Consider the following 22,387-nt stretch of genomic DNA (forward strand, 5'->3'; position numbering starts at 1 on the left):
CCTCAGCGCTGATGACGGATGCGTGGGTTGGCCAGGCCGTAGAGGATATCCACGACGAAGTTGACCAGGATTACCAGGCAGGCGATCAACAGGATGCCGTTCTGGACCACGGGGTAGTCACGGGCGCCGATGGCTTCGATCAGCCATTTACCGATGCCCGGCCAGGAGAAGATGGTTTCGGTGAGTACCGCGCCGGCCAGCAAGGTGCCGACTTGCAGGCCGAATACGGTGAGTACCGGGATCAGTGCGTTGCGCAGGCCATGCACGAACACCACGCGGGCTGGCGACAGGCCTTTGGCGCGCGCGGTGCGGATGTAATCCTCGCGCAGCACTTCGAGCATCGACGAGCGGGTCATGCGGGCGATCACCGCCAGCGGAATGGTGCCGAGCACGATGGCCGGCAGGATCAGGTGCATCACCGCGTCCTTGAAGGCGCCTTGCTCATCGCTGAGCAGGGTGTCGATGAGCATGAAGCCGGTCTTCGGCTCGATGTCGTAGAGCAGGTCGATCCGCCCCGACACGGGCGTCCAGCCCAGACTCACGGAGAAGAACATGATCAGGATCAGGCCCCACCAGAAAATCGGCATCGAGTAGCCGGCCAGCGAGATGCCCATCACCCCATGGTCGAACAGCGAGCCGCGCTTGAGCGCGGCGATCACTCCGGCCAGCAGGCCGACGATACCGGCGAACAGCAGGGCGGCGAAAGCCAGTTCGAGGGTGGCGGGGAACAGCGTGGTGAACTCGTTCCACACGCTTTCACGGGTGCGCAGCGACTCGCCCAGGTCGCCCTGGGCCAGCTTGCCGACGTAGTCCAGGTACTGGGCTGGCAGCGGCTTGTTCAGGCCCAGGCGCTCCATGGCCTGGGCATGCATCTCGGGGTCGACCCTGCGCTCGCCCATCATCACTTCCACCGGGTCGCCGGGGATCAGGCGTATGAGCGCAAAGGTCAGCAAGGTGATGCCGAAAAACGTCGGAATCAGCAGGCCTAGGCGCCGGGCAATAAAACTCAACATTGTCTGGGTTACCTCATCAGGCTGGACTTGCCAGCCGGTTAGAGCATGCCGCCGGTGCCCGTGTGGGTTGCCGGCGGTCGTTATTGTTCTACTTCACCCGGGTAGTGGCGAAGTTGTTATTGGTCAGAGGGTTGATGTGATAACCCTCCACGTTCTCACGCATGGCGGTGAACATCTTCGGATGAGCCATGCTGATCCAAGGCTGGTCCTCATCGTACACCGCCAAGGCCTTGAAATAGAGGCTTGCGCGCTCATCGTTGTCGATCACTTCACGGGCGCGGGTAATCAGCTGTTGAAACTTAGGGTTGCACCAGCGCGCATAGTTCTCGCCGCTTTTGGCCGCATCGCAGCTGAGCAGTGGGCTGAGGAAGTTGTCCGGGTCGCCGTTGTCGCCGGCCCAACCGGTGGAAACCATGTCCGCCTCGCCATTCTTGGCCCGGCGCAGCATCTCGGCCCACTCCATCACGCGGATGTCGAGCTTGATACCGATCTTGGCCAGGTCGGCCTGGAGCATCTCGGCCGACAGGCGCGGATTGGGATTGGTCGGGCCGCCGCCATTGCGGGTGAACAAGGTCAGAACAGTGCCTTCTGGAACGCCAGCCTCCTTGAGCAGGGCGCGGGCTTTATCCAGGTCGCGAGGTGGATTCTTGTTGTCGCTATTGAAGCCGATCATGGTCGGCGGATAGGGATTGACCCCGACCAGCGCATTGCCTTTGCCAAACAACTGATCGACATGGGTCTGGCGGTCGAAGGCCATGTCGATGGCCTTGCGCACGCGCACATCGCGCAGGTACTTGTGCTCGGTATTGAGGGCGATGTAGCCGGTCACCAGGGCTTCCATTTCGGCGACCTTGAGTTTCGGGTCGGTCTTGATCGAAGGTACATCATCAGGCTTGGGATAGAGCGCCACCTGGCATTCGTTGGCGCGCAGCTTTTGCAGGCGCACGTTGCTGTCAGTGGCGATGGCGAAGATCAGTGCATCGGCCGGGGGCTTGCCGCGAAAGTACTCAGGGTTGGGCTTGAAGCGTACCTGGGCGTCCTTGTTGTAGCGCTGGAAGATGAACGGGCCGGTACCGATCGGCTTGCTGTTGAGCTCGCCGGTTCTGTCGGCCTTGAGCAACTGGTCGCCATATTCGGCGGAGTAGATCGAGGTGAAGGCCATGGCCATGTCGCGCAGGAACGGCGCCTCGGGGCGGTTAAGGGTGAACACCACGGTGTGCGCGTCGGTCTTTTCCACCGACTTGAGCAGGTCCTTGAAGGCCATGCTTTCAAAATACGGGTAGCCGACGCTGGTCTTGTCGTGCCACGGATGGTTTGGATCGAGCTGGCGGCGAATGCTCCACAGCACGTCGTCGGCATCGAAGTCGCGAGTTGGCTTGAAGTAGTCGGTGGTGTGGAATTTCACCCCTTGGCGCAGGTGGAAGGTATAGGTCAGGCCGTCGTCGCTGACCTCCCAGCGTTCGGCCAGGGCCGGCTGGATATCGGTAGTGCCCGGCTTGAAATCGACCAGACGGTTGAACACGGTCTCGGCCGAGGCATCGGCGGTGACCGCGGTGGTGTACTGGACAATGTCAAAGCCTTCCGGGCTGGCCTCGGTGCACACCACCAGTGGCTTGGCGGCCAGGTTACTGGCGGCGCCGAGAATGACCGCTGCCAGGGCAGCGCGTAGCGGTAGAGATCTCATGGAACCTCCCTGCAGTGATGATTCCAGCGTAGCCGCCACGGCCCGCCTGTTGCGAGCCATGGCGTCAACGGTCAGAGGATGTTGAACGGAATGGTGGTGACGATACGCAACTCGTCCAGGCTACCGTCGGCCTGGGCCTTGCTCGCCCGGTGCGCGCTGTAGGTGGCGCGGATGCTGGTGTCTTTCAGTGGCCCACTCTGCACCGCATAGCTGGTGCCGATGCCCCACTCATAGTGGGTCTCGCCGTCCATGCCGCGCACATTGTAGGCATTGCCGCGGTAGTGAGTGCCGTCGATGCCCCAGCCACGAGCGTTGTACAGGTTGAACTTGAGCCCTGGCACGCCGTAAGGCGCCATGTTCAGCACGTAGGAGAGCTGCAGCGATTTCTCGTTGGGGCCGTTGAAGTCCGACAGCAGCGAGTTGGCCAGGTAGATGCCGTTGGTCTCGTGCAGGTAGTCGAAATACTCGTTGCCGTTCACTTGCTGCCAGGAGGCGGTGAGGGTGTGCGCCTGGTGGGTCAGACCCAACGACAGACTGTAGGTGTCGTTGTCGATTTCGCCCATCTTCTTGCTGCCTTCATCCACGGTCTTGTAGTAGTTAAGACCCGTGGTCAGGCTCAGTACCGCGCTGTCGCCAAGCACGTGGTTGGCGCCGAAGTAGTACTGGTTCCAGAAGTCGTCGACCTTGGTGGCATACAGGCTGGTGGTCAGGCTCTTGAACGGTTGGTAGTTGACCCCGGCCGTGCTGGCGCGGTCGGTCTCTACCCCGGCGGCGCCGTACTCGGTGCGGAATTTGCTCAGGCTCTGCTCGGTCCGCGGCGAGACCCGGTCGAAGCTGCCCAGGTCGAACGACAGGTTGTCGAATTCGGCACTGTGCAGGCTCACACCTTGGAAGCTCGAGGGCAGGGCGCGGTTGCCGATGTAGGCGATCATCGGCGTGTCGAGCGACTGGCGGCCGACGGTCAGGGTGGTATTGGAAATGCGTGCCTTGATATTGGCCAGGCCCGCCTTGCTCCATTGGCCCACCGGGTCGCCGTCGCTGTGGGTCAGGGTACGGTTGTTGGGCCCGGCGATGGCGGCGCGGCCGCGTTCCAGGGCGATGGCGTTGTAGGCCGCGACTTCAGTGGCGAAGCCCACGGTGCCTTGGGTGAAGCCCGAGCTGTAGTTGAGGATGGTGCCCTGCACCCAGTTGTCGCGGCTGTGGGTGTCATGGCGGCTGCCGTCGCTCTTGCTGTACTGCCACAGCGGTGCGCGGGTGGCGCGTTCGCGGGCGTACCAGTTGCGGGTGCTGCCGGTCAGGCTCTGGCCCTCGAAGAAGCCGCTTGCCTCGGCTTGTTCGCTGGACGCTTTGAGGCTCAGCGGGAAGAACGCCTGGCTGGCCGGTTCGGCCTGGGTGAGGGCGCTGAAGGCGCTGACCGACAGGGCTAGTGCGGTGGGGATAATGGGTCTCAAGGTGAAAGCTCCCTTTCATTTTTTTAGTTATCGACCTGCCTTGTGAGCAGGCGCTGTTGCGGTGGTGCAGGGGTTGCCGCGGGGTGGCCGGGCAAGTTCGGGGGGCAAGGATTCGGTGCCGGCCTCATCGCGGGGCAAGCCCGCTCCCACGCAGCACGCGAGGTGCGTGGGTATGGGTAGCGTGGGAGCGGGCTTGCCCCGCGATGAGGCCGGCACCGACTGCCAAATCAGTCGACGCTCACACCGGAAAACGCATTGCGTCCAAACGGGCTGACCTTGAAGTCGTGCACCTTGGCGCTGATCGGCTGGTTGACCGTGGAATGCGCCACCGGGGTAATCGGTACCTGTTGCTTGAGCCGCTGCTGGGCCTGCTGGTAAAGCGCGCTGCGCTGTTCGCGGTCGGTGACCTGCTTGGCCTGCTGGACCAACTGGTCGTACTGCTGATCGCACCACAGCGAGTAGTTGTTGCTGCCAATCGCGCCGCAGCTATAGAGGGTGCCCAGCCAGTTGTCCGGGTCGCCGTTGTCACCGGTCCAGCCGATCAGGGCGATGTCGTGCTCGCCACTTTTCATGCGCTTGAGGTACTCGCCCCACTCGTAGCTGACGATGCGCACCTTGAAGCCGAGCTTGCTCCAGTCGGCCTGGAGCATCTCGGCCATCAGCTTGGCGTTGGGGTTGTAGGGGCGTTGTACCGGCATCGCCCAGAGGGTGATCTCGGTGCCTTCCTTGACCCCAGCCTGTTTGAGCAGCGCCTTGGCTTTCTCGGGGTCGTAGGGTTGGTCCCTGAGGGTGTCGTCATAGGACCACTGGGTCGGCGGCATGGCATTGACCGCCAGTTGCCCGGCGTCCTGGTACACCGCCTGGATGATCGCTGGCTTGTTCACTGCCATGTCCATCGCCTGGCGCACCTGCAGCTGGTCGAACGGCGCATGGCGGGTGTTGTAGGCGATGTAGCCGAGGTTGAAGCCTGGCTTGCTCAGCACCTGCAGTTGCTTGTCTGTCTTGAGCTTGGGCAGATCAGCGGGGCGCGGGTGCAGGGTCACCTGGCATTCATTGCGCCGCAGCTTCTGGATGCGCACCGATGGGTCGATGTTGATCGAGAAGATCAGGTTGTCGATCTTTACGTCCTCGGGCTTCCAGTAGTCCTGGTTGCCCTTGTAGCGGATCTGCGAGTCCTTCTGGTAACGCTGGAATACGAAGGGGCCGGTGCCAATCGGTTTTTGATTGATGTCGCTGGGTTTGCCCGCCGCCAGCAGATGGTCGGCGTACTCGGCGGAGAGAATCGCGGCGAAGCTCATTGCCAGGTTCTGGATGAACGCGGCGTCGACGTTGTTGAGGGTGAATACCACGGTCATTGGATCGGTTTTTTCGACCTTGGCGATGGTCTTGTCCAGCCCCATGCTGACGAAGTACGGAAACTCGGTGGGGTAGGCTTTGCGCAAGGGTTGCTGCTTGTCGAGCATGCGCTGGAAGGTGAATAGCACGTCGTCGGCATTGAAGTCGCGCGTCGGCGTGAATGTCTGGTTGCTGTGGAATTTCACCCCAGGGCGCAGGTGGAAGGTGTATTGCAGGCCGTCAGCCGAGACCTGCCATTTCTCGGCAAGGGCTGGCTGCACCGCAGTGGCGCCGCGCTCGAATTCGACCAGGCGGTTATAGATCGGCTCGGCGGCATCGTTGTCGGTGGCACTGGTGTATTGGGCGGTGTCGAAACCGGCCGGGCTACCTTCGGAGCAGAACACCAGGTTGTTGGCCTGGCTGATTGGGGCCTGGGTCAGTAAGCCCAGGCCAAGCACAACGGAACACAGCAGAATCTGGCGCATGGCAAGTCCTTTTCCTGATCGATGTCAGCTGCAGCAGCGATGAATGACGGCAACAGAAACCCGTTCCTGACGGTACGGCCGTCAGGAAGGGGATGACAGGTTGCGAATTCGCTTGGTACTGCGGGAAATTTCCGATAGCTCGCGACGAAGCGTCTGATGAACTATCGGCAGCCCGAGCCCATCACGCCGTTCAGGCAAGATGGGCAGGCGGGTCTATTTCTCCACGCTCACGCCGTAGAAGGCGTTCAAGGCGAAGGGGCTGATCTTGAAGTCCTTAACCTTGGCGCTCATGGGCTGGTACACGGTGGAGTGGGCGATCGGGGTGATCGGCACCTGCTCCTTGAGGATGTGCTGCGCTTGCTTGTACAGCTCGGTGCGCTTGGCCTGGTCGGAGGTGGCCTTGGCCTGCTTGATCAGGTCGTCGTAGGGTTTGTAGCACCACTTGGAGAAGTTGTTGCCGTCGATCGCATCGCAGCCGTAGAGGGTGCCCAGCCAGTTGTCCGGATCACCGTTGTCACCGCTCCAGCCGATCAGCATGGCGCCTTGCTCGCCACCCTTGGAGCGTTTGATGTACTCGCCCCACTCATAGCTGACGATCTTGGCCTTGATGCCGATCTTGGCCCAGTCCGATTGCAGCATCTCGGCCATCAACTTGGCGTTGGGGTTGTATGGGCGCTGGACTGGCATGGCCCACAGGGTGATCTCGGTGCCTTCCTTGACCCCAGCCTCCTTGAGCAGCTGCTTGGCTTTTTCCGGGTCGTACTTGGCGTCCTTGATGCTGGTGTCGTAGGACCACTGGGTCGGCGGCATGGCGTTGACTGCCAACTGGCCGGCGCCCTGGTAGACCGAATCGATGATCTGCTGTTTGTTGACCGCCATGTCCAGCGCTTCACGCACCTTGAGCTGGGCCATCGGGTTGGGCTGGTTGCTGCCCTTGATCTGGTCCATCACGTTGTAGGCGATGTAGCCGAGGTTAAAGCCGGCCTGTTGCGGCATTTGCAGCTTTTTGTCGGCCTTGAGCGGTTCGATATCGGCAGGGCGCGGGAACAGGGTGACCTGGCACTCGTTCTTCTTGAGTTTTTGCATGCGCACCGAGGCGTCGGTGGTGATGGCGAAGATCAGGTTGTCGATCTTCACGTCCTCAGGCTTCCAGTAGTCCTTGTTGCCCTTGAAGCGAATCTGCGCGTCTTTCTGATACTTGCTGAACACGAACGGGCCGGTGCCGATCGGCTTTTGGTTGATCTCGGCGGCCTTGCCTTCCTTGAGCAACTGGGCGGCATACTCGGCCGACTGAATCGAGGCGAAGCTCATGGCCAGGTTCTGAATGAACGCTGCGTCAACCTGATTGAGGTTGAAACGCACGGTGTGCTCATCGACTTTCTCGACCTTGGCGATGTTGCTGTCCATGCCCATGTCGGTGAAGTACGGGAATTCGGTGGGGTAGGCTTTGCGGAACGGGTCGTTCTTGTCGAGCATGCGATTGAAGGTGAATAGCACGTCGTCGGCATTGAATGGGCGGCTGGGCTTGAAGTAATCGGTAGTGTGGAACTTGACACCTTCACGCAGGTGGAAGGTGTAGGTCTTGCCGTCGTCGGAGACATCCCACTTAGTGGCCAACCCCGGGATCACCGCAGTGCCACCGCGTTCGAACTGAGTCAAGCGGTTGAACACGGTCTCGGCCGAGGCGTCGAAGTCGGTTCCGGTGGTGTACTGCCCTGGGTCGAAACCGGCTGGGCTGCCTTCGGAGCAGAACACCAGGTTGCTTGCAGCGAGGGCGGACGGTGCGCTGGCAAGCAAGCCTGCGCCGACCAGGAACGGAATGACTGCGTGTTTGAGCATGGTGGCCTCATTGTTGTCATTTTTGGATTTGAGGTGGCCTCGTGAGCCGACCTGCGGATACTTATGCAGGGGGTGTTCCCAATGCAACACCATGAAGGATAGCTGGCGTCAAAAAAGTGGTACGGGCGTACATCAATGTCGCATCGATGTAAGTTTCGCCGAAGTTGATCGTTTGCGAGGGGGAAATGCTGGCATTTTGCCGAATATTTCGAGGGCAGAATGCAATAGGGATGCACCCTAAAGGTGCGTAGGAAGGATCTTAAAACTCTGTAAGCAGGCCCTTTGCGACCATTGCTTTAGGGACGGTGCCTTAACAAGCCGCTCCCCCAGGGTTCAGCACTTCTCTTCAGAACAGCGCTAGCCTTGTGGGAGCGGGTTTACCCGCGAAGGGCTGCACAGCAGCCCCAAAAAATACCCAAGACTCAGCCGATCAAGGCATCTGCACTTCGATCAAGCCATCGGCATTCATGCTGACTTCACTGGTACCGGCTTCAATATCCGGTGCCGGCGCCGCCTCGTCAGCTCCCATCGCTTTCATCGCCATCGGTGCGCTGCGCAGGTAAGGGCGGGGATAGCCGCTGCTATTGAGGTTCAGGTTGACCACTTTATAGCCCTTGCCGCCAAGCGCTTCGGTGGCCAGTTGTGCGCGAGCCTTGAAGGCGTTGACTGCATCCTTGAGCAGCTCGTCCTCGCTGGTCTTGCGGGTGTTCGGCGCAATGGAGAAGTCCATGCCGCCCATCTTCAGCTCTTGCAGCAACTCGCCGGTGAGTTTGGACAGGGCTGGGAAGTCGGCGCTTTCCAGGCGCAGCTCGGCGCGTTCGCGCCAGCCGGTGATCTTCTGGCCTTTGCTGTCATACACCGGGTAGCTGTTGCGGCTGCCCTGGCTGATCTTCACTTCCTTGACCTGGCGGGCCTGTTGCACGGCCTTGTTCATGGTCTCGGTGATCTCCTTGGCCAGCTTGCCCGGGTCGCTGTTCTGGGCTTCGCTGTACAGGGTCACGACCATCAGGTCGCGGGCAACCTCCTTGCTCACTTCAGCGCGCAGCGACACCTGGTTGTAACGTGGCTCATCGGCTGCCAATGCAGGCAGACTGGCCAGCAGGCCGCAGGACAGAATCAGGGCAGTGCCGCGACGAGGGATTTGCATGAGTAACTCCTTGGCGAATTGAAGGCGTGGAGATTGGCGTTCCATTCCACGCATGGCCCATCAGACCGGCAACAGTGTAGTGGGTTCACAAATGCCATCATCAACCTGTGACAAAGTGTGGCGCTTTGCCGCATCACTGCAGCGAGGGGCCCGGCTTCGGTATACTCCAGCCGATTTTCCTGGAGCACTCATCAGGAGAGCTCATGCTCGCTGCCGCACAACCGTTGTCCGCTACCCGTCAGAACCTCTGGCGCCTGACCGTCATTCGCGTACTGGTCCTGGCCGCTCAAGCAGGCTCGGTAGGCGTTGCCTACTGGACCGAACTGCTACCGCTGCCCTGGCTGTCGCTGGTGGTAACGCTCGCCCTGTCTTCGCTGCTGTGTGCCTTCACCGCCTTGCGCTTGCGCCTGTCGTTGCCGGTCACCGAGCTTGAGTACGCCTTCCAGCTGGCCTGCGACTTATTTATCCACAGTGTCTTGTTGTACTACTCCGGTGGCTCGACCAACCCGTTCGTGTCCTATTACCTGGTGCCGCTGGCGATCGCTGCGGTGACCTTGCCGTGGATCTACTCGCTGGTGCTTTCCGGCCTCGCCCTGGCGGCCTACAGCCTGTTGCTGGTGCAGTTCTACCCGCTGGAAACCTTGCCGCTGGCGCGCGACAAGATGCAGGTCTATGGCATGTGGCTGAGCATCGCCCTGGCCGCCGCGGTGATCACCTTCTTTGCCGCGCGCATGGCCGAGGAGCTGCGCCGCCAGGAGCAACTGCGCAGTGAGCGCCGCGAAGAAAGCCTGCGAGACGAGCAACTGCTGGCGGTCGCCACCCAGGCGGCCGGTGCTGCCCACGAGTTGGGTACGCCGCTGTCGACCATGAGCGTGCTGCTCAACGAGATGCGCCAGGATCACCACGACGCCCAGTTGCAGGAAGACCTCGCCGTGCTGCAGGACCAGGTCAAGCTGTGCAAGCAGACCCTGCAACAACTGGTGCGCGCCGCCGAGGCCAATCGGCGCATGGCCATCGTCAAGCAAGATGTCACTGCCTGGCTGGACGAAGCACTCAACCGCTGGCACCTGATGCGTCCGGAAGCCAGCTACCGCTTCCAGCGCTTGCAAGATGGCCAGGTCCCGCAGCTGACGCCGCCGCCGGACCTCACCCAGGCCCTGTTGAACCTGTTGAACAATGCTGCCGATGCCTGCCCGGATGACCTGGAAGTGCGTCTGGACTGGGACGACCAGGACATCATTATCAGCATCCGCGACCATGGCCCGGGGATTCCCCCGGCCATTGCCGAGGCAATCGGCAAACCCTTCTTTACCACCAAGGGCAAGGGCTTCGGCCTTGGCCTGTTCCTGAGCAAGGCCAGCGTTACCCGTGCGGGCGGCTCGGTGAAACTCTATAGTCATGAGCAGGGCGGCACCCTTACCGAGCTGCGCCTGCCCTATGGCAAGCGAGGAGATGAACGATGAGCGATGAAATTCAGGTTGAAGGCGAAGAGCTGCCGCATTTGTTGCTGGTAGACGATGACGCCACCTTCACTCGGGTCATGTCCCGTGCCATGAGCCGCCGCGGGTTCCGCGTGAGCACCGCATCCTCCGCTGAGGAGGGCTTGCTCCTGGCCCAGAACGACCTGCCGGACTACGCCGCCCTGGACCTGAAGATGGACGGCGACTCAGGGCTGGTGCTGCTGCCCAAGCTGCTGGAGATGGATCCGGAAATGCGCGTGGTGATCCTCACCGGTTACTCGAGCATCGCCACGGCAGTCGAGGCGATCAAGCGCGGCGCCTGCAACTACCTGTGCAAGCCGGCCGATGCCGATGATGTGCTGGCGGCGTTGCTGTCTGAGCATGCCGACCTGGATTCGCTGGTGCCGGAGAACCCGATGTCGGTGGATCGCCTGCAGTGGGAGCACATCCAGCGCGTGCTAGGTGAGCACGAGGGCAACATCTCTGCCACCGCACGAGCGCTGGGCATGCACCGGCGCACGCTGCAGCGCAAGCTGCAAAAGCGCCCGGTTCGCCGCTGAGTGTGGAGCGCTTGGATCGGTTGGCAGAGGGCCTTGTCCCGCCTGCGAGCCGATCCAGGCGCCACAAAAACCAGCTGAGTCTGAAGGGTATTTCCTTTTATCGCAGGCAAATGCCCGCACCTTGCGCAGCTCGCGTATCATTAGCGCCCTAACGACAACCCCTAGGACCGCTCGCGAATGCTCGCCCTTCTCATCCAGACGCTGAACATCACCGCACCGGTGTTCGCCATGCTGTTCATGGGCGTACTCCTCAAGCGTATTCGCCTGATCGACGACAACTTCAACAAAGTCGCCTCTTCGCTGGTGTTCAACGTCTGCATGCCTGCCTTGCTGTTTCTCGGTATCTACCACGCCGACCTGCAAGCAGCGATCAAACCCGGCGTCATCCTCTATTTCATCGCCGTTACCCTGGTCGGCTTCGCCATGGCCTGGGGCCTGGCTATCTGGCGGGCGCCGCTGGCTGAGCGCGGTATCTATACCCAAGGCGCATTTCGCGGCAACAACGGCGTGATCGGGCTGGCCTTGGCCGCCAGCCTCTATGGCGACTACGGCATCTCGCTGGGCGCGGTGCTCGCGGGCCTTGTGATCCTCATGTACAACTCGCTGTCGGCGGTGGTGCTGGCGGTGTACAGCCCGGACCTCAAGTCCGATCCATGGAGCATCTGCAAGAATATCTTCAGCAACCCGCTGATCATCAGCGTGTTGCTGGCCACGCCGATGGCCTACGCCCAGGTGCCACTGCCCAACTGGCTGCTGACCTCCGGCGACTATCTGGCGCAGATGACCCTGCCGCTGGCGCTGATCTGCATTGGCGGCACCTTGTCGCTGGCGGCGCTGCGCGACAGTGGCAAGCTGGCCATCGACGCCAGCCTGGTGAAGATGGTCTGGCTACCGCTGGTGGGCACCTTGGGCGCCTGGCTGTGTGGCTTCCGCGGTGCCGAGCTGGGCATCCTGTTCCTGTACATCGGCAGCCCAACGGCTGCGGCCAGTTATGTCATGGCGCGCGCGGCCAATGGCAACCATGAGTTGGCGGCGTCGATCATCGTGATCACCACGCTAATGGCAGCGATCACCACCAATATCGGCATCTTTATCTTGCAGTGGGGCGGATGGATCTAGATCCTGACTGCAAACAACTCCAATAACACTGCCTCCTGACCAAAGGACACTTCATGCAAGACCAGAACACGCCTGAGCGGTTACAGCGCGGGCTGAAAAACCGCCATATCCAGCTGATCGCGCTGGGCGGGGCGATCGGTACCGGGCTGTTCCTGGGCATCGCCCAGACCATCCAGCTGGCCGGTCCGTCCGTTTTGCTGGGCTATGCCATCGCTGGCCTGATGGCCTTCTTCATCATGCGCCAACTCGGCGAGATGGTGGTCGAAGAGCCGGTTGCCGGCAGCTTCAGCCATTTTGCCCACAAGTACTGGAGCGAGTTCGCCGGCTTTGTCTCAGGCTGGAACTACTGGGTGGTGTATGTACTGGTGGGCATGGCCGAGCTGACTGCCGTGGGCATCTACGTGCAGTATTGGTGGCCAGACTTCCCCACCTGGGCCACGGCCGCGATCTTCTTCGTCGCAATCAACCTGATCAACCTGACCCAGGTGAAGGTCTACGGCGAGCTGGAGTTCTGGTTCGCGCTGGTCAAGGTGATTGCCATTGTCAGCATGATTGGCTTTGGCGCCTGGCTGCTGACCAGTGGCCATGGCGGCCCGGATGCCAGCGTGGCCAACCTGTGGCAGTACGGCGGTTTCTTCCCCAATGGCGTCACTGGTTTGATCATGGCCCTGGCGGTGATCATGTTCTCCTTCGGCGGCCTGGAGCTGGTCGGTATTACCGCAGCCGAAGCGGACAACCCACGGGTGAGCATCCCCAAGGCTACCAACCAGGTGGTCTATCGCATCCTGATTTTCTACATCGGCGCGTTGGCGATTCTGCTGTCGCTGTACCCCTGGCAAAAAGTGGTGCAGGGCGGTAGTCCGTTCGTGATGATCTTCCATGAACTGGACAGCGACCTGGTGGCGACGATCCTTAACGTGGTGGTGCTGACTGCCGCGCTGTCGGTGTACAACAGCTGCGTGTATGCCAACAGCCGCATGCTGTTCGGTCTGGCCAGCCAGGGCGATGCGCCACGCCAGCTGCTCAAGGTCAGCCGCCGCGGTGTGCCGTTGACGGCACTGGGCGTGTCGGCAGCGGCCACCGGCTTATGCGTGCTGATCAACTACCTGATGCCAGGCGAGGCCTTCGGCCTGCTAATGGCGCTGGCGGTGTCGGCGCTGGTGATCAACTGGGCCAGTATCAGCATTACCCACTTGAAGTTCCGCAAGGCCAAGATCGAGTCGGGTGAGACGCCGTTCTACCGTAGCTGGGGGCATCCGGTGACCAACTACCTGTGCCTGGCGTTCATCGTGCTGATTCTGGTGGTGATGTACCTGACTCCGCCGATTCGTATTTCGGTGATGCTGATTCCGGTGTGGATTGCGGTGCTGGGTGCAGCGTTCCACCTTAAGAAAAAACGTCAAGCCGCCAAGGGCTGAAGAGCGCGTCGGCCCTATCGCGGGGCATGCCCGCTCCCACGGTAATTCTATGGGGTCACATAGGTTGCGTGGGAGCGGGCTTGCCCCGCGATAGGGCCGGCCCTGACACCTTAACCTTCGTAGCTGTCGATCACTTCCTGCGCAGCACGGAAGGCATCAATCGCCGCAGGCACCCCCGCATACACGGCGCAATGCAGCAACGCCTCGCGAATCTCTTCCACCGTACAGCCATTGTTCAGCGCCCCACGCACATGCCCCTTGAGCTCTTGCGGGCACTTCAGTGCAGTCAGGGCCGCCAGGGTGATCAGGCTGCGGGTCTTCAACGGCAAGCCGTCACGCGACCAGACACTGCCCCAGGCATGTTCATTGACGAAATCCTGCAAGGGCTGGGTGAAATCGGTGGCGTTGTTCAGTGCGCGATCGACGAACGCGTCGCCCATTACTTGGCGGCGGACCTGCTCGCCAGTCTTTGCTGCATCGGCCATGTTGTTTTCCTTAGTGTTGGCGGCGCCAGGCACGTAGGGTGGTGTACAGCAGAATCACCCCAAGCACTGGCAGGACATAGAACAGCATGAGGTTTTCCAGCCGCCCGGCCAGCGGCATGCCGGTGGTGAAGGTCACCACGTGCAGGCCGTAGGCCAGGTACAGGCAGAGGAACACCAGCCCTTCGGCGCGGGTGACGCGGTAGCCTGAATAGAACACTGGCAGGCTCAAGGCGGCGACGCCGAGCATCACCGGCAAGTCGAAGTCCAGCGCGTTGGGCGATATCGACAGTGGGGCAGGGGTGACCAGGGCAGTGACGCCCAGCACCGCCAACAGGTTGAACAGGTTGCTGCCGATCACCGTACCTACGGCGATCTCGCGCTCGCCGCGCAGGGCGGCGATCAGTGCGGCAGCCAGCTCCGGCAGTGAGGTGCAGACGGCGACCACGGTCAGGCCAATGATCCGCTCCGACAGCCCCAGGTCGGTCGCGACTTCGACGGCAGCCTCCAGCAGCAGGTGGCCAGCCACACTCAACAGCCCCAGGCCGAGCAGAATCTGCAGCACGGCGCCGGTCCAGAAGCGCCCAGAACTGCTTGGCAGTGGACCGGGTGCGGGATAGGTGCGGGCATAATGGCGGGACTGATGCCAGAGCATCGCCAGATAGCCGACCAGGCCAATCACCAACAGCAGCCCCTCCAGTCGCCCCAATTGGCCGTTGGCTGCTAGCAGGTAGACCAAGGCGCTGGCGGCAACCATCAGCGGGATATCCAGCCGCACCAACTGGCGCGAGACGCGCAGAGGGATGATCAGCGCGGCGAGGCCAAGGATCACCAGCACGTTGAAGATGTTGCTGCCGATCACGCTGCCGACCGCCACATCCGGCGCGCCCTGGTAGGCTGCCTGCAGGCTCACGGTCAGTTGCGGTGCGGTGCTGCCGAACGCCACCAGGCTCAGGCCGATGATCAGTGGCCGCACGTGCAAACGAGTTGCCAGGCGCAGGGCGGCGCGCACCAGCAGTTCGGCGCCGAGCACCAGCAATAGCAAGCCGAAGCCCAGTTGCAGAAGGCTGAAAGTGGGAAGGGTGGCCAGGTCGAAAATGGTCAGGGCTCCAGTCGGATCAGTCGCTCAGACCTTGTACCCGGACTCGCGCGGTTCCGCTACGGATCATGCCGATTTTTTCTGCGGCGGCGCGGGAGAGGTCGATCAGTCGGCCGCGGGTGTGTGGGCCGCGGTCGTTGATGCGTACCACGACGCTGCGCTGGTTGGCCAGGTTGGTGACCAGTACCCGGCTGCCGAAGGGTAGGCTGCGGTGGGCGGCGGTCAGGCCATGTTGGTTGAACGGTTCGCCGCTGGCGGTACGTTTGCCGTGGTGGCGTGAGCCGTAATAGGAGGCGGTGCCGCTGGTGTCGTATCCGCGAGGGTCGATATCGTGGCTGGCACAGCCGGCCAGCAGGGAGAAAAGCGCCAGGGCGCTGAGGCTACGCCGCATTCTGGGTGGTGCTCCTGAGTGAGTCATCGCGGGGCAAGCCCGCTCCCGCATGAGCGTAGAGCTCACCTGGGAGCGGGCTTGCCCCGTGATTGGGCTTACCCTTCGAGCTTGGCCTTGAGCAATTGGTTCACTTGCCCCGGGTTGGCCTTGCCTTTGGACGCTTTCATCGCCTGACCGACAAAGAAGCCGAACATCTTGCCGCGCTTGGCCTCGTCGGCCGCGCGGTACTGTTCGACCTGCTCGGCGTTGGCCGCCAGCACTTCGTCGAGCATCTTGTCGATCGCACCGGTGTCGGTGACCTGCTTGAGGCCTTTGCTCTCGATGATGCTGTCAGCATCGCCTTCACCGGCCGCCATGGCCTCGAACACGGTCTTGGCGATCTTGCCGCTGATGGTGTTGTCACGAATGCGCAGCAACATGCCACCGAGCTGTTCGGCGCTGACCGGCGCCTGGTCGATCTCCACGCCCAGCTTGTTCAGCAGGCTGCCCAGCTCGACCATGACCCAGTTGGCGGCAAGCTTGGCGTCGCCACCAATCTTCACCACTTGCTCGAAGTAGTCCGCTTGTTCACGGCTGGAGGCCAGCACGTTGGCGTCGTAGGCCGACAGGCCATACTGGCTCTGGAAGCGCTCGACCTTTTGTGGCGGCAGCTCCGGCAGGCCGGCGCGGACGGTTTTGAGGAAGCTGTTCTCGATGACCACCGGCAGCAGGTCAGGATCGGGGAAGTAACGGTAGTCGTTAGCTTCTTCCTTGCTGCGCATGGAGCGGGTTTCGTCTTTGTTCGGGTCGTACAGGCGGGTTTCCTGGACAACCTTGCCGCCGTCTTCGATCAGGTCGATCTGGCGCTGGATCTCGCTGTTGATCGCGCGCTCGATGAAGCGGAACGAGTTGACGTTCTTGATCTCGCAGCGGGTGCCGAACTCGGCCTGACCTTTCGGCCGGATCGAGACGTTGCAGTCGCAACGCAGCGAGCCTTCGGCCATGTTGCCGTCGCAGATGCCCAGGTAACGCACCAGCGCATGGATCGCCTTGACGTAGGCTACGGCTTCCTTGGCGCTGCGCATGTCCGGCTCGGAGACGATCTCCAGCAGCGGCGTGCCGGCGCGGTTCAGGTCGATCCCGGTGGCGCCATTGAAGTCTTCGTGCAGGCTTTTGCCAGCATCTTCTTCAAGGTGCGCACGGGTGATGCCGACGCGCTTGATGGTGCCGTCTTCCAGGGCGATGTCCAGGTGGCCCTTGCCGACGATCGGCAGCTCCATCTGGCTGATCTGATAGCCCTTGGGCAGGTCAGGGTAGAAGTAGTTCTTGCGCGCGAAGACGTTGCGCTGGCCGATTTCGGCATCGATGGCCAGGCCGAACATGCAGGCCATGCGCACGGCTTCCTGGTTGAGCACCGGCAGTACGCCAGGCATGCCCAGGTCGACCAGGCTGGCCTGGGTGTTCGGCTCGGAACCGAAGGTGGTGGCGCTGCCGGAGAAAATCTTCGACTGGGTGGCGAGCTGGGTATGAATCTCCAGCCCGATCACAACTTCCCATTGCATGTGTGAATTCCTCAGAAGCCGTTGGGGGCGCGGGTGTGCCAGTCGGTGACTTGCTGGTAGCGGTGCGCGACGTTGAGCAGGCGGCCTTCCTGGAAATACGGCGCCAGCAGCTGCACGCCCACTGGCAGGCCTTCGACGAAGCCGGCTGGCATCGACAGGCCCGGCAGGCCCGCCAGGTTGGCAGTGATGGTGTAGACGTCTTCCAGGTAGGCGGCGACCGGGTCGCTGCTCTTGGCGCCAAGCTTCCAGGCCGGGTTCGGCGTGGTTGGGCCAAGGATCAGGTCGACCTGCTCGAAAGCCGTCATGAAGTCGTTCTTGATCAGGCGGCGGATCTTCTGCGCCTTCAGGTAGTAGGCGTCATAGTAACCGGCCGACAGCGCGTAGGTACCAACCATGATCCGCCGTTGCACCTCGGTGCCGAAGCCTTCGCCACGCGAGCGCTTGTACAGGTCGGTGAGGTCCTTCGGGTCTTCACAGCGGTAGCCGAAGCGTACGCCATCGAAACGCGACAGGTTGGAGGAAGCTTCCGCCGGGGCGATCACGTAGTACGCGGGGATCGCGTGCTGCATGTTCGGCAGGCTGATTTCCTTGACCACTGCGCCGAGCTTTTCCAGCTCCTTGACGCTGGCCAGGACCAGGTCGGCGATGCGTGGGTCGAGGCCGGCACCGAAATATTCTTTCGGCAGGCCGATGCGCAGGCCCTCGAGCGGCGCATTGAGGTTGGCGCTGTAGTCCGGCACCGGCTCATCGATGCTGGTCGAGTCCTTGGCGTCGAAGCCGGCCATACCTTGCAGCAGCAGTGCGCAGTCTTCGGCGGTGCGCGCCAGCGGGCCGCCCTGGTCGAGGCTCGAGGCGTAGGCGATCATGCCCCAGCGCGAGACGCGGCCGTAGGTCGGCTTGAGGCCGGTGAGGTTGGTCAGCGCTGCCGGCTGGCGGATCGAGCCGCCGGTGTCGGTGCCGGTAGTCACCGGCAGCAGGCGTGCAGCCACGGCAGCGGCGGAGCCACCCGACGAGCCGCCAGGCACGTGCTCGAGGTTCCACGGGTTCTTCACTGGGCCATAGTGGCTGGATTCGTTGGCCGAACCCATGGCGAACTCGTCCATGTTGGTCTTGCCCAGGGTGACCATGCCGGCTTCGGCCAGCTTGGCGACCACGGTGGCGTCATACGGCGCCTTGAAGTTGTCGAGCATCTTCGAGCCGCAGCTGGTGCGTACGCCGTTGGTGCAGAACAGGTCCTTGTGGGCGATTGGCGCGCCCAACAGCGCACCAGCTTCACCCGCAGCGCGGCGGGCGTCGGCGGCACGCGCCTGGCCCAGGGCCAGGTCTTCGGTGACGCTGATGAAGCTGTTCAGTTGCGGGTCGAGTTGCTTGATCCGCGCCAGCAGGGCGCCGGTCAGCTCTTCGGAGGAAAACGACTTGTCGGCGAGTCCGCGGGCGATCTCGGCCAGGGTCAATTGATGCATGGCAGGTGCTATCCCTTACTCGATGACTTTCGGAACCAGGTACAGACCGTTTTCGGTCGATGGGGCGATGGCCTGATAGCTATCGCGCTGATTGCTTTCAGTGACCTGGTCGGGGCGCAGGCGTTGGCTGGCCTCCAGGGGGTGGGCCAGAGGTTCGATACCGCTGGTGTCGACGGCTTGCATCTGGTCGACCAGCCCGAGAATACTGTTCAAGGCATCGGTGATGCGTGGCAGTTCGCCTTCATTCAGGCCCAATCGGGCCAGATGGGCGATCTTTTCCACGTCGGAGCGTTGAAGCGCCATTGGGGATCTCCAGGGAAACAAAACGGATTAGGTCCGCGATCAGGAACATGCCAGCATTTTGGCGGTCAAAGGGCCGCGATCATCTGCAGGCTTGCTCGGAAAACTGCCAATTTAACATATTGGCTCCTTGCCCAAAATCCCTGCCATTGTTAGAGTTTGCCGCACTTTTTTACCCACGCTTTCCCCAGGGTCACTTTCCCATGTTCAAGAAACTGCGTGGCATGTTTTCCAGCGATCTTTCCATCGACCTGGGTACTGCCAACACCCTTATTTACGTGCGTGAGCGCGGTATCGTCCTGAATGAGCCCTCGGTTGTTGCCATCCGTACCCACGGCAACCAGAAAAGCGTCGTCGCCGTCGGTACCGAAGCCAAACGCATGCTGGGCCGTACGCCTGGCAACATTGCTGCCATTCGTCCGATGAAGGACGGCGTGATCGCCGACTTCAGCGTTTGTGAAAAAATGTTGCAGTACTTCATCAACAAGGTCCACGAAAACAGCTTCCTGCAGCCCAGCCCACGTGTGCTGATCTGCGTGCCGTGCAAATCGACCCAGGTCGAGCGCCGCGCCATCCGTGAGTCGGCCCTTGGCGCCGGGGCACGTGAAGTGTTCCTGATCGAAGAACCCATGGCTGCCGCTATCGGTGCGGGCCTGCCGGTCGAAGAGGCGCGTGGTTCGATGGTCGTCGATATCGGTGGTGGTACCACTGAAATCGCCCTGATCTCGCTCAATGGCGTGGTCTATGCCGAGTCCGTTCGTGTTGGCGGCGACCGCTTCGACGAAGCGATCGTGACCTACGTGCGCCGTAACTACGGCAGCCTGATCGGCGAATCCACCGCCGAGCGCATCAAGCAGGAAATCGGCACCGCCTACCCAGGTGGCGAAGTGCGTGAAGTCGACGTGCGCGGCCGTAACCTGGCCGAGGGCGTGCCACGTGCCTTCACCCTCAACTCCAACGAAGTGCTCGAAGCCCTGCAAGAGTCGCTGGCGACCATCGTTCAGGCGGTCAAGAGCGCCCTGGAGCAGTCGCCGCCTGAGCTGGCCTCGGACATCGCCGAGCGCGGCCTGGTGCTGACCGGTGGTGGCGCCCTGCTGCGCGACCTGGACAAGCTGCTGGCGCAGGAAACCGGCCTGCCGGTGATCGTCGCCGAAGACCCACTGACCTGCGTCGCCCGTGGCGGCGGCCGCGCGTTGGAAATGATGGACAAACACGCCATGGACCTGCTCTCCAGCGAGTGATCCACGGCGTTGTCCAACGTTCGGTAATGATCGCCCGGTTTACAGGTGGCACGTGCAGTGCTACCTGTATGCGCTGGGCTGGCGTCCGTTGGGCGCTGTTTACGTCAACCTGCAGCAGGCCGGTGCATTGTTCCATGTCCAATGACCTCCTGAATCGTCGTCCACGAGGAACGGCCCATTAAACCGCTTTTCTCCAAGGGCCCTTCGCTGGGCGTTCGTCTGCTGGTGCTGGTGGTCCTGTCGGTCGCGCTGATGGTGGTCGACTCGCGCTTTGCCTTGCTCAAACCGGTACGCAGCCAGATGGGGCTGGTGCTGATGGAATCCTATTGGCTGACCGACCTGCCGCAGCGCGTGTGGCAAGGCGTCGCCAGTCAGTTTGGCAGCCGTACCGAGTTGGCCGCCGAGAACGAGAAGCTCAAGACCGAGGCCCTGCTGCTGCAAGGGCGGCTGCAGAAGCTGGCCGCGCTGACCGAGCAGAACGTGCGCCTGCGTGAGCTGCTCAACTCCTCGGCACTGGTCAATGAGAAGGTCGAGGTCGCCGAATTGATCGGGGTCGACCCTAATCCCTTCACCCACCGCATCCTGATCAACAAGGGCGAGCGCGACGGCGTGTTCCTCGGCCAGCCGGTGCTCGATGCCCGTGGCCTGATGGGCCAGGTGGTCGAGTTGATGCCGTATACCTCGCGGGTCCTGCTGCTGACCGACACGACCCATAGCATTCCGGTGCAGGTCAACCGCAACGGTCTGCGCGCCATCGCCAGTGGCACCGGTAACCCGGAGCGTCTGGAGCTGCGGCATGTCGCCGATACCGCCGACATCAAGGAAGGCGACCTGCTGGTGAGCTCGGGCATGGGCCAGCGCTTCCCGGCAGGCTACCCGGTGGCGACGGTCAACGAAGTGATCCACGACTCCGGCCAGCCGTTTGCCATTGTCCGCGCCATCCCTACCGCCGCGCTGAACCGCAGCCGCTACATGCTGCTGGTGTTCAGTGACCGGCGTACACCGGAAGAGCGCGCCACCGAGGCGGCGATCGCCCAGGAGGAAGCCGACCGTAAAGGTGTGACACCGGCTCCGCTGAGCGGTAGCCCGTCTACTGCGCCCGCCGCCGCCCCGGCCCCCGCTGCGCCGACAGGTGCCGCGCCGGCAACTCCGGCCGCACCTGCTACCCAGGGCGCAGCCCCCGTCAATCCGGCAGCGGCGCCTGTGGCGCCGAGCCAACCTGGGAGGCATTGATGGCCAGTTCGCGCAGTAAGAACGGTTGGTTCATCTGGCTGACCTTCGTCATTGGCCTGCTGCTCAGCGTTTCGCCGATGCCGCAGTTCATGGAAGTCTTCCGTCCGATGTGGCTGGCCATGCTGGTGTCGTTCTGGGCGCTGGCAGTGCCGAACAAGGTCGGCATGACCACGGCATTCATCCTCGGCCTGGCCGAGGACGTGCTGTATGGCACCCTGTTGGGGCAGAACGCATTGATCCTGACCCTGATCACCTTCCTGGTGCTGTCGTTGCAACAGCGCCTGCGCATGTTCCCTATGTGGCAACAGAGCCTGGTGATCCTGGTGATCTTCGGCATCGCCCAGCTGATCCAGCTGTGGTTGAGCGCACTGACTGGCAATCGCCTGCCGACCCTGGCGCTGGTTTGGTCGGCGGTCATCAGTGCCTTGCTCTGGCCGTGGATCAGCTTTGCCCTGCGCGATATTCGCCGCCGCTTGCACATCCACTGACCGGCAACGCCGCGACTGACAGGGAGCTGTCCCATGACCCCGCTGTACCTAGCCTCCGGCTCGCCGCGCCGTCGTGAACTGCTGACCCAGATCGGCGTGCCGTTCACCACGATCAGTGCCCCCATCGATGAAACCCCGTTGCCTGGTGAAACTGCTCCGGCCTATGTCGAGCGCTTGGCGCGGGCCAAGGCCGCCGCAGGTCTTGGCCAGGTGTCAGGCCCGGCGGTAGTGCTCGGTGCAGATACAGCGGTGGTACTCGATGGGCGCATCCTGGGCAAGCCTGAGAGCCGTGAACATGCCCTGGCCATGCTCGCCGACCTTGCAGGTCGTGAGCATCAAGTGCTCACTGCGGTAGCGCTGAACGATGGCCAGCGTTGCTTGAGCCTGTGTGTCAGCAGCACTGTGCACTTTCGCCCGATCAGTAGCGACGAAGCGGCCCGCTACTGGGCCAGCGGCGAACCGCTGGACAAAGCCGGTGGCTATGCCATCCAGGGGCTGGGCGCGGTGTTCGTCACCGGCCTGGTCGGCAGCTACTCGGCAGTGGTCGGCTTGCCCCTGAGCGAAACCGCCGATCTGCTCGGTCAATTCGCCATTGCCTGCTGGCAACTGCCGGCGGCTCAGCCAGAGGATTGAACGCT

The 22,387-nt window shown here is 62.3% G+C and carries 20 protein-coding genes; 8 read left to right on the plus strand and 12 right to left on the minus strand.

What is annotated here, in order from left to right:
• Positions 1–2 precede the first annotated feature (2 nt).
• From ACI2JX_RS15465 to ACI2JX_RS15490, 6 genes are all read right to left on the minus strand, one after another.
• Positions 3–1,013, minus strand: coding sequence for an ABC transporter permease subunit (locus tag ACI2JX_RS15465; protein WP_186554052.1), 1,011 nt, complete (start codon positions 1,011–1,013; stop codon positions 3–5).
• Between the two features lie 88 nt (positions 1,014–1,101).
• Positions 1,102–2,697, minus strand: coding sequence for an ABC transporter substrate-binding protein (locus ACI2JX_RS15470; protein WP_404690421.1), 1,596 nt, complete (start codon positions 2,695–2,697; stop codon positions 1,102–1,104).
• Between the two features lie 71 nt (positions 2,698–2,768).
• Positions 2,769–4,148 (minus strand): OprD family porin, encoded by a 1,380-nt coding sequence (locus tag ACI2JX_RS15475; RefSeq protein ID WP_404690422.1) that lies wholly within the window; start codon positions 4,146–4,148, stop codon positions 2,769–2,771.
• Positions 4,149–4,375: 227 nt separating this feature from the next.
• Positions 4,376–5,968, minus strand: coding sequence for an ABC transporter substrate-binding protein (locus ACI2JX_RS15480; protein ID WP_264234840.1), 1,593 nt, complete (start codon positions 5,966–5,968; stop codon positions 4,376–4,378).
• A 213-nt stretch (positions 5,969–6,181) separates the two neighbouring features.
• Positions 6,182–7,807, minus strand: coding sequence for an ABC transporter substrate-binding protein (locus ACI2JX_RS15485; protein WP_264234841.1), 1,626 nt, complete (start codon positions 7,805–7,807; stop codon positions 6,182–6,184).
• A 430-nt stretch (positions 7,808–8,237) separates the two neighbouring features.
• Complete coding sequence (locus tag ACI2JX_RS15490) at positions 8,238–8,954, minus strand: SIMPL domain-containing protein (RefSeq protein WP_264234842.1); 717 nt, start codon at positions 8,952–8,954, stop codon at positions 8,238–8,240.
• Between the two features lie 203 nt (positions 8,955–9,157).
• Here ACI2JX_RS15490 and ACI2JX_RS15495 point away from each other — a divergent pair, with 203 nt between their 5' ends.
• The 4 genes from ACI2JX_RS15495 to ACI2JX_RS15510 all read left to right on the plus strand — a co-directional run bounded on the left by ACI2JX_RS15495 (position 9,158) and on the right by ACI2JX_RS15510 (position 13,511).
• Positions 9,158–10,417: an ATP-binding protein gene (locus ACI2JX_RS15495; RefSeq protein WP_264234843.1), complete on the plus strand. Its 1,260-nt coding sequence runs from the start codon at positions 9,158–9,160 to the stop codon at positions 10,415–10,417.
• Complete coding sequence (locus tag ACI2JX_RS15500; protein WP_264234844.1) at positions 10,414–10,974, plus strand: response regulator transcription factor; 561 nt, start codon at positions 10,414–10,416, stop codon at positions 10,972–10,974. The genes ACI2JX_RS15495 and ACI2JX_RS15500 overlap by 4 nt, the downstream gene beginning before the upstream one ends.
• Positions 10,975–11,151: 177 nt before the next feature.
• On the plus strand, positions 11,152–12,093 hold the full coding sequence (locus ACI2JX_RS15505; RefSeq protein WP_264234845.1) for an AEC family transporter: 942 nt from the start codon (positions 11,152–11,154) through the stop codon (positions 12,091–12,093).
• Between the two features lie 53 nt (positions 12,094–12,146).
• On the plus strand, positions 12,147–13,511 hold the full coding sequence (locus ACI2JX_RS15510; RefSeq protein ID WP_264234846.1) for an amino acid permease: 1,365 nt from the start codon (positions 12,147–12,149) through the stop codon (positions 13,509–13,511).
• A gap of 110 nt (positions 13,512–13,621) precedes the next feature.
• On the opposite strand, the gene ACI2JX_RS15515 is transcribed toward ACI2JX_RS15510, so the two are convergent.
• The 6 genes from ACI2JX_RS15515 to gatC form a co-directional block, all read right to left on the minus strand.
• Positions 13,622–13,996, minus strand: a complete 375-nt coding sequence (locus ACI2JX_RS15515) for a carboxymuconolactone decarboxylase family protein (protein ID WP_264234847.1) — start codon at positions 13,994–13,996, stop codon at positions 13,622–13,624.
• Positions 13,997–14,006: 10 nt separating this feature from the next.
• Positions 14,007–15,050, minus strand: coding sequence for a calcium/sodium antiporter (locus ACI2JX_RS15520; protein WP_404690445.1), 1,044 nt, complete (start codon positions 15,048–15,050; stop codon positions 14,007–14,009).
• A 61-nt stretch (positions 15,051–15,111) separates the two neighbouring features.
• Complete coding sequence (locus ACI2JX_RS15525; RefSeq protein ID WP_186554041.1) at positions 15,112–15,483, minus strand: septal ring lytic transglycosylase RlpA family protein; 372 nt, start codon at positions 15,481–15,483, stop codon at positions 15,112–15,114.
• Between the two features lie 95 nt (positions 15,484–15,578).
• Positions 15,579–17,024: an Asp-tRNA(Asn)/Glu-tRNA(Gln) amidotransferase subunit GatB gene (gatB, locus tag ACI2JX_RS15530; RefSeq protein ID WP_404690423.1), complete on the minus strand. Its 1,446-nt coding sequence runs from the start codon at positions 17,022–17,024 to the stop codon at positions 15,579–15,581.
• An 11-nt stretch (positions 17,025–17,035) separates the two neighbouring features.
• Positions 17,036–18,487 carry an Asp-tRNA(Asn)/Glu-tRNA(Gln) amidotransferase subunit GatA gene (gatA, locus tag ACI2JX_RS15535; RefSeq protein WP_404690424.1) on the minus strand — a complete coding sequence of 484 codons (1,452 nt, stop codon included), beginning with the start codon at positions 18,485–18,487 and terminating at the stop codon, positions 17,036–17,038.
• A gap of 15 nt (positions 18,488–18,502) precedes the next feature.
• Complete coding sequence (gene gatC, locus ACI2JX_RS15540) at positions 18,503–18,790, minus strand: Asp-tRNA(Asn)/Glu-tRNA(Gln) amidotransferase subunit GatC (RefSeq protein WP_186554038.1); 288 nt, start codon at positions 18,788–18,790, stop codon at positions 18,503–18,505.
• A gap of 200 nt (positions 18,791–18,990) precedes the next feature.
• Between gatC and mreB the strand changes: the two genes are divergently transcribed.
• The 4 genes from mreB (at position 18,991) to ACI2JX_RS15560 (ending at position 22,382) form a co-directional block, all read left to right on the plus strand.
• A complete protein-coding gene (gene mreB / locus ACI2JX_RS15545; protein WP_003255163.1) occupies positions 18,991–20,028 on the plus strand; it encodes a rod shape-determining protein MreB in 1,038 nt (345 codons plus the stop codon).
• Between the two features lie 177 nt (positions 20,029–20,205).
• Positions 20,206–21,261 carry a rod shape-determining protein MreC gene (gene mreC, locus ACI2JX_RS15550; protein WP_404690446.1) on the plus strand — a complete coding sequence of 352 codons (1,056 nt, stop codon included), beginning with the start codon at positions 20,206–20,208 and terminating at the stop codon, positions 21,259–21,261.
• Positions 21,261–21,749, plus strand: a complete 489-nt coding sequence (gene mreD / locus ACI2JX_RS15555; RefSeq protein ID WP_186554037.1) for a rod shape-determining protein MreD — start codon at positions 21,261–21,263, stop codon at positions 21,747–21,749. The genes mreC and mreD overlap by 1 nt, the downstream gene beginning before the upstream one ends.
• A gap of 33 nt (positions 21,750–21,782) precedes the next feature.
• The gene (locus ACI2JX_RS15560) at positions 21,783–22,382 is read left to right on the plus strand and encodes a nucleoside triphosphate pyrophosphatase (protein WP_264234850.1); all 600 of its coding nucleotides are present in this window, start codon (positions 21,783–21,785) and stop codon (positions 22,380–22,382) included.
• The last annotated feature ends 5 nt before the right edge of the window (positions 22,383–22,387 follow it).

It is taken from the genome of Pseudomonas sp. NPDC088890 (genome assembly GCF_044900155.1).
Classification (GTDB): Bacteria; Pseudomonadota; Gammaproteobacteria; order Pseudomonadales; family Pseudomonadaceae; genus Aquipseudomonas; species Aquipseudomonas urmiensis.

Coding starts and splice junctions, on each gene's coding strand:
- ACI2JX_RS15465 (WP_186554052.1), bottom strand. CDS start 1,013: ATGTTGAGTTTTATTGCCCGGCGCCTAGGCCTGCTGATTCCGACGTTT.
- ACI2JX_RS15470 (WP_404690421.1), bottom strand. CDS start 2,697: ATGAGATCTCTACCGCTACGCGCTGCCCTGGCAGCGGTCATTCTCGGC.
- ACI2JX_RS15480 (WP_264234840.1), bottom strand. CDS start 5,968: ATGCGCCAGATTCTGCTGTGTTCCGTTGTGCTTGGCCTGGGCTTACTG.
- ACI2JX_RS15485 (WP_264234841.1), bottom strand. CDS start 7,807: ATGCTCAAACACGCAGTCATTCCGTTCCTGGTCGGCGCAGGCTTGCTT.
- ACI2JX_RS15490 (WP_264234842.1), bottom strand. CDS start 8,954: ATGCAAATCCCTCGTCGCGGCACTGCCCTGATTCTGTCCTGCGGCCTG.
- ACI2JX_RS15495 (WP_264234843.1), top strand. CDS start 9,158: ATGCTCGCTGCCGCACAACCGTTGTCCGCTACCCGTCAGAACCTCTGG.
- ACI2JX_RS15500 (WP_264234844.1), top strand. CDS start 10,414: ATGAGCGATGAAATTCAGGTTGAAGGCGAAGAGCTGCCGCATTTGTTG.
- ACI2JX_RS15505 (WP_264234845.1), top strand. CDS start 11,152: ATGCTCGCCCTTCTCATCCAGACGCTGAACATCACCGCACCGGTGTTC.
- ACI2JX_RS15510 (WP_264234846.1), top strand. CDS start 12,147: ATGCAAGACCAGAACACGCCTGAGCGGTTACAGCGCGGGCTGAAAAAC.
- ACI2JX_RS15515 (WP_264234847.1), bottom strand. CDS start 13,996: ATGGCCGATGCAGCAAAGACTGGCGAGCAGGTCCGCCGCCAAGTAATG.
- ACI2JX_RS15525 (WP_186554041.1), bottom strand. CDS start 15,483: ATGCGGCGTAGCCTCAGCGCCCTGGCGCTTTTCTCCCTGCTGGCCGGC.
- gatB (WP_404690423.1), bottom strand. CDS start 17,024: ATGCAATGGGAAGTTGTGATCGGGCTGGAGATTCATACCCAGCTCGCC.
- gatA (WP_404690424.1), bottom strand. CDS start 18,487: ATGCATCAATTGACCCTGGCCGAGATCGCCCGCGGACTCGCCGACAAG.
- gatC (WP_186554038.1), bottom strand. CDS start 18,790: ATGGCGCTTCAACGCTCCGACGTGGAAAAGATCGCCCATCTGGCCCGA.
- mreB (WP_003255163.1), top strand. CDS start 18,991: ATGTTCAAGAAACTGCGTGGCATGTTTTCCAGCGATCTTTCCATCGAC.
- mreD (WP_186554037.1), top strand. CDS start 21,261: ATGGCCAGTTCGCGCAGTAAGAACGGTTGGTTCATCTGGCTGACCTTC.
- ACI2JX_RS15560 (WP_264234850.1), top strand. CDS start 21,783: ATGACCCCGCTGTACCTAGCCTCCGGCTCGCCGCGCCGTCGTGAACTG.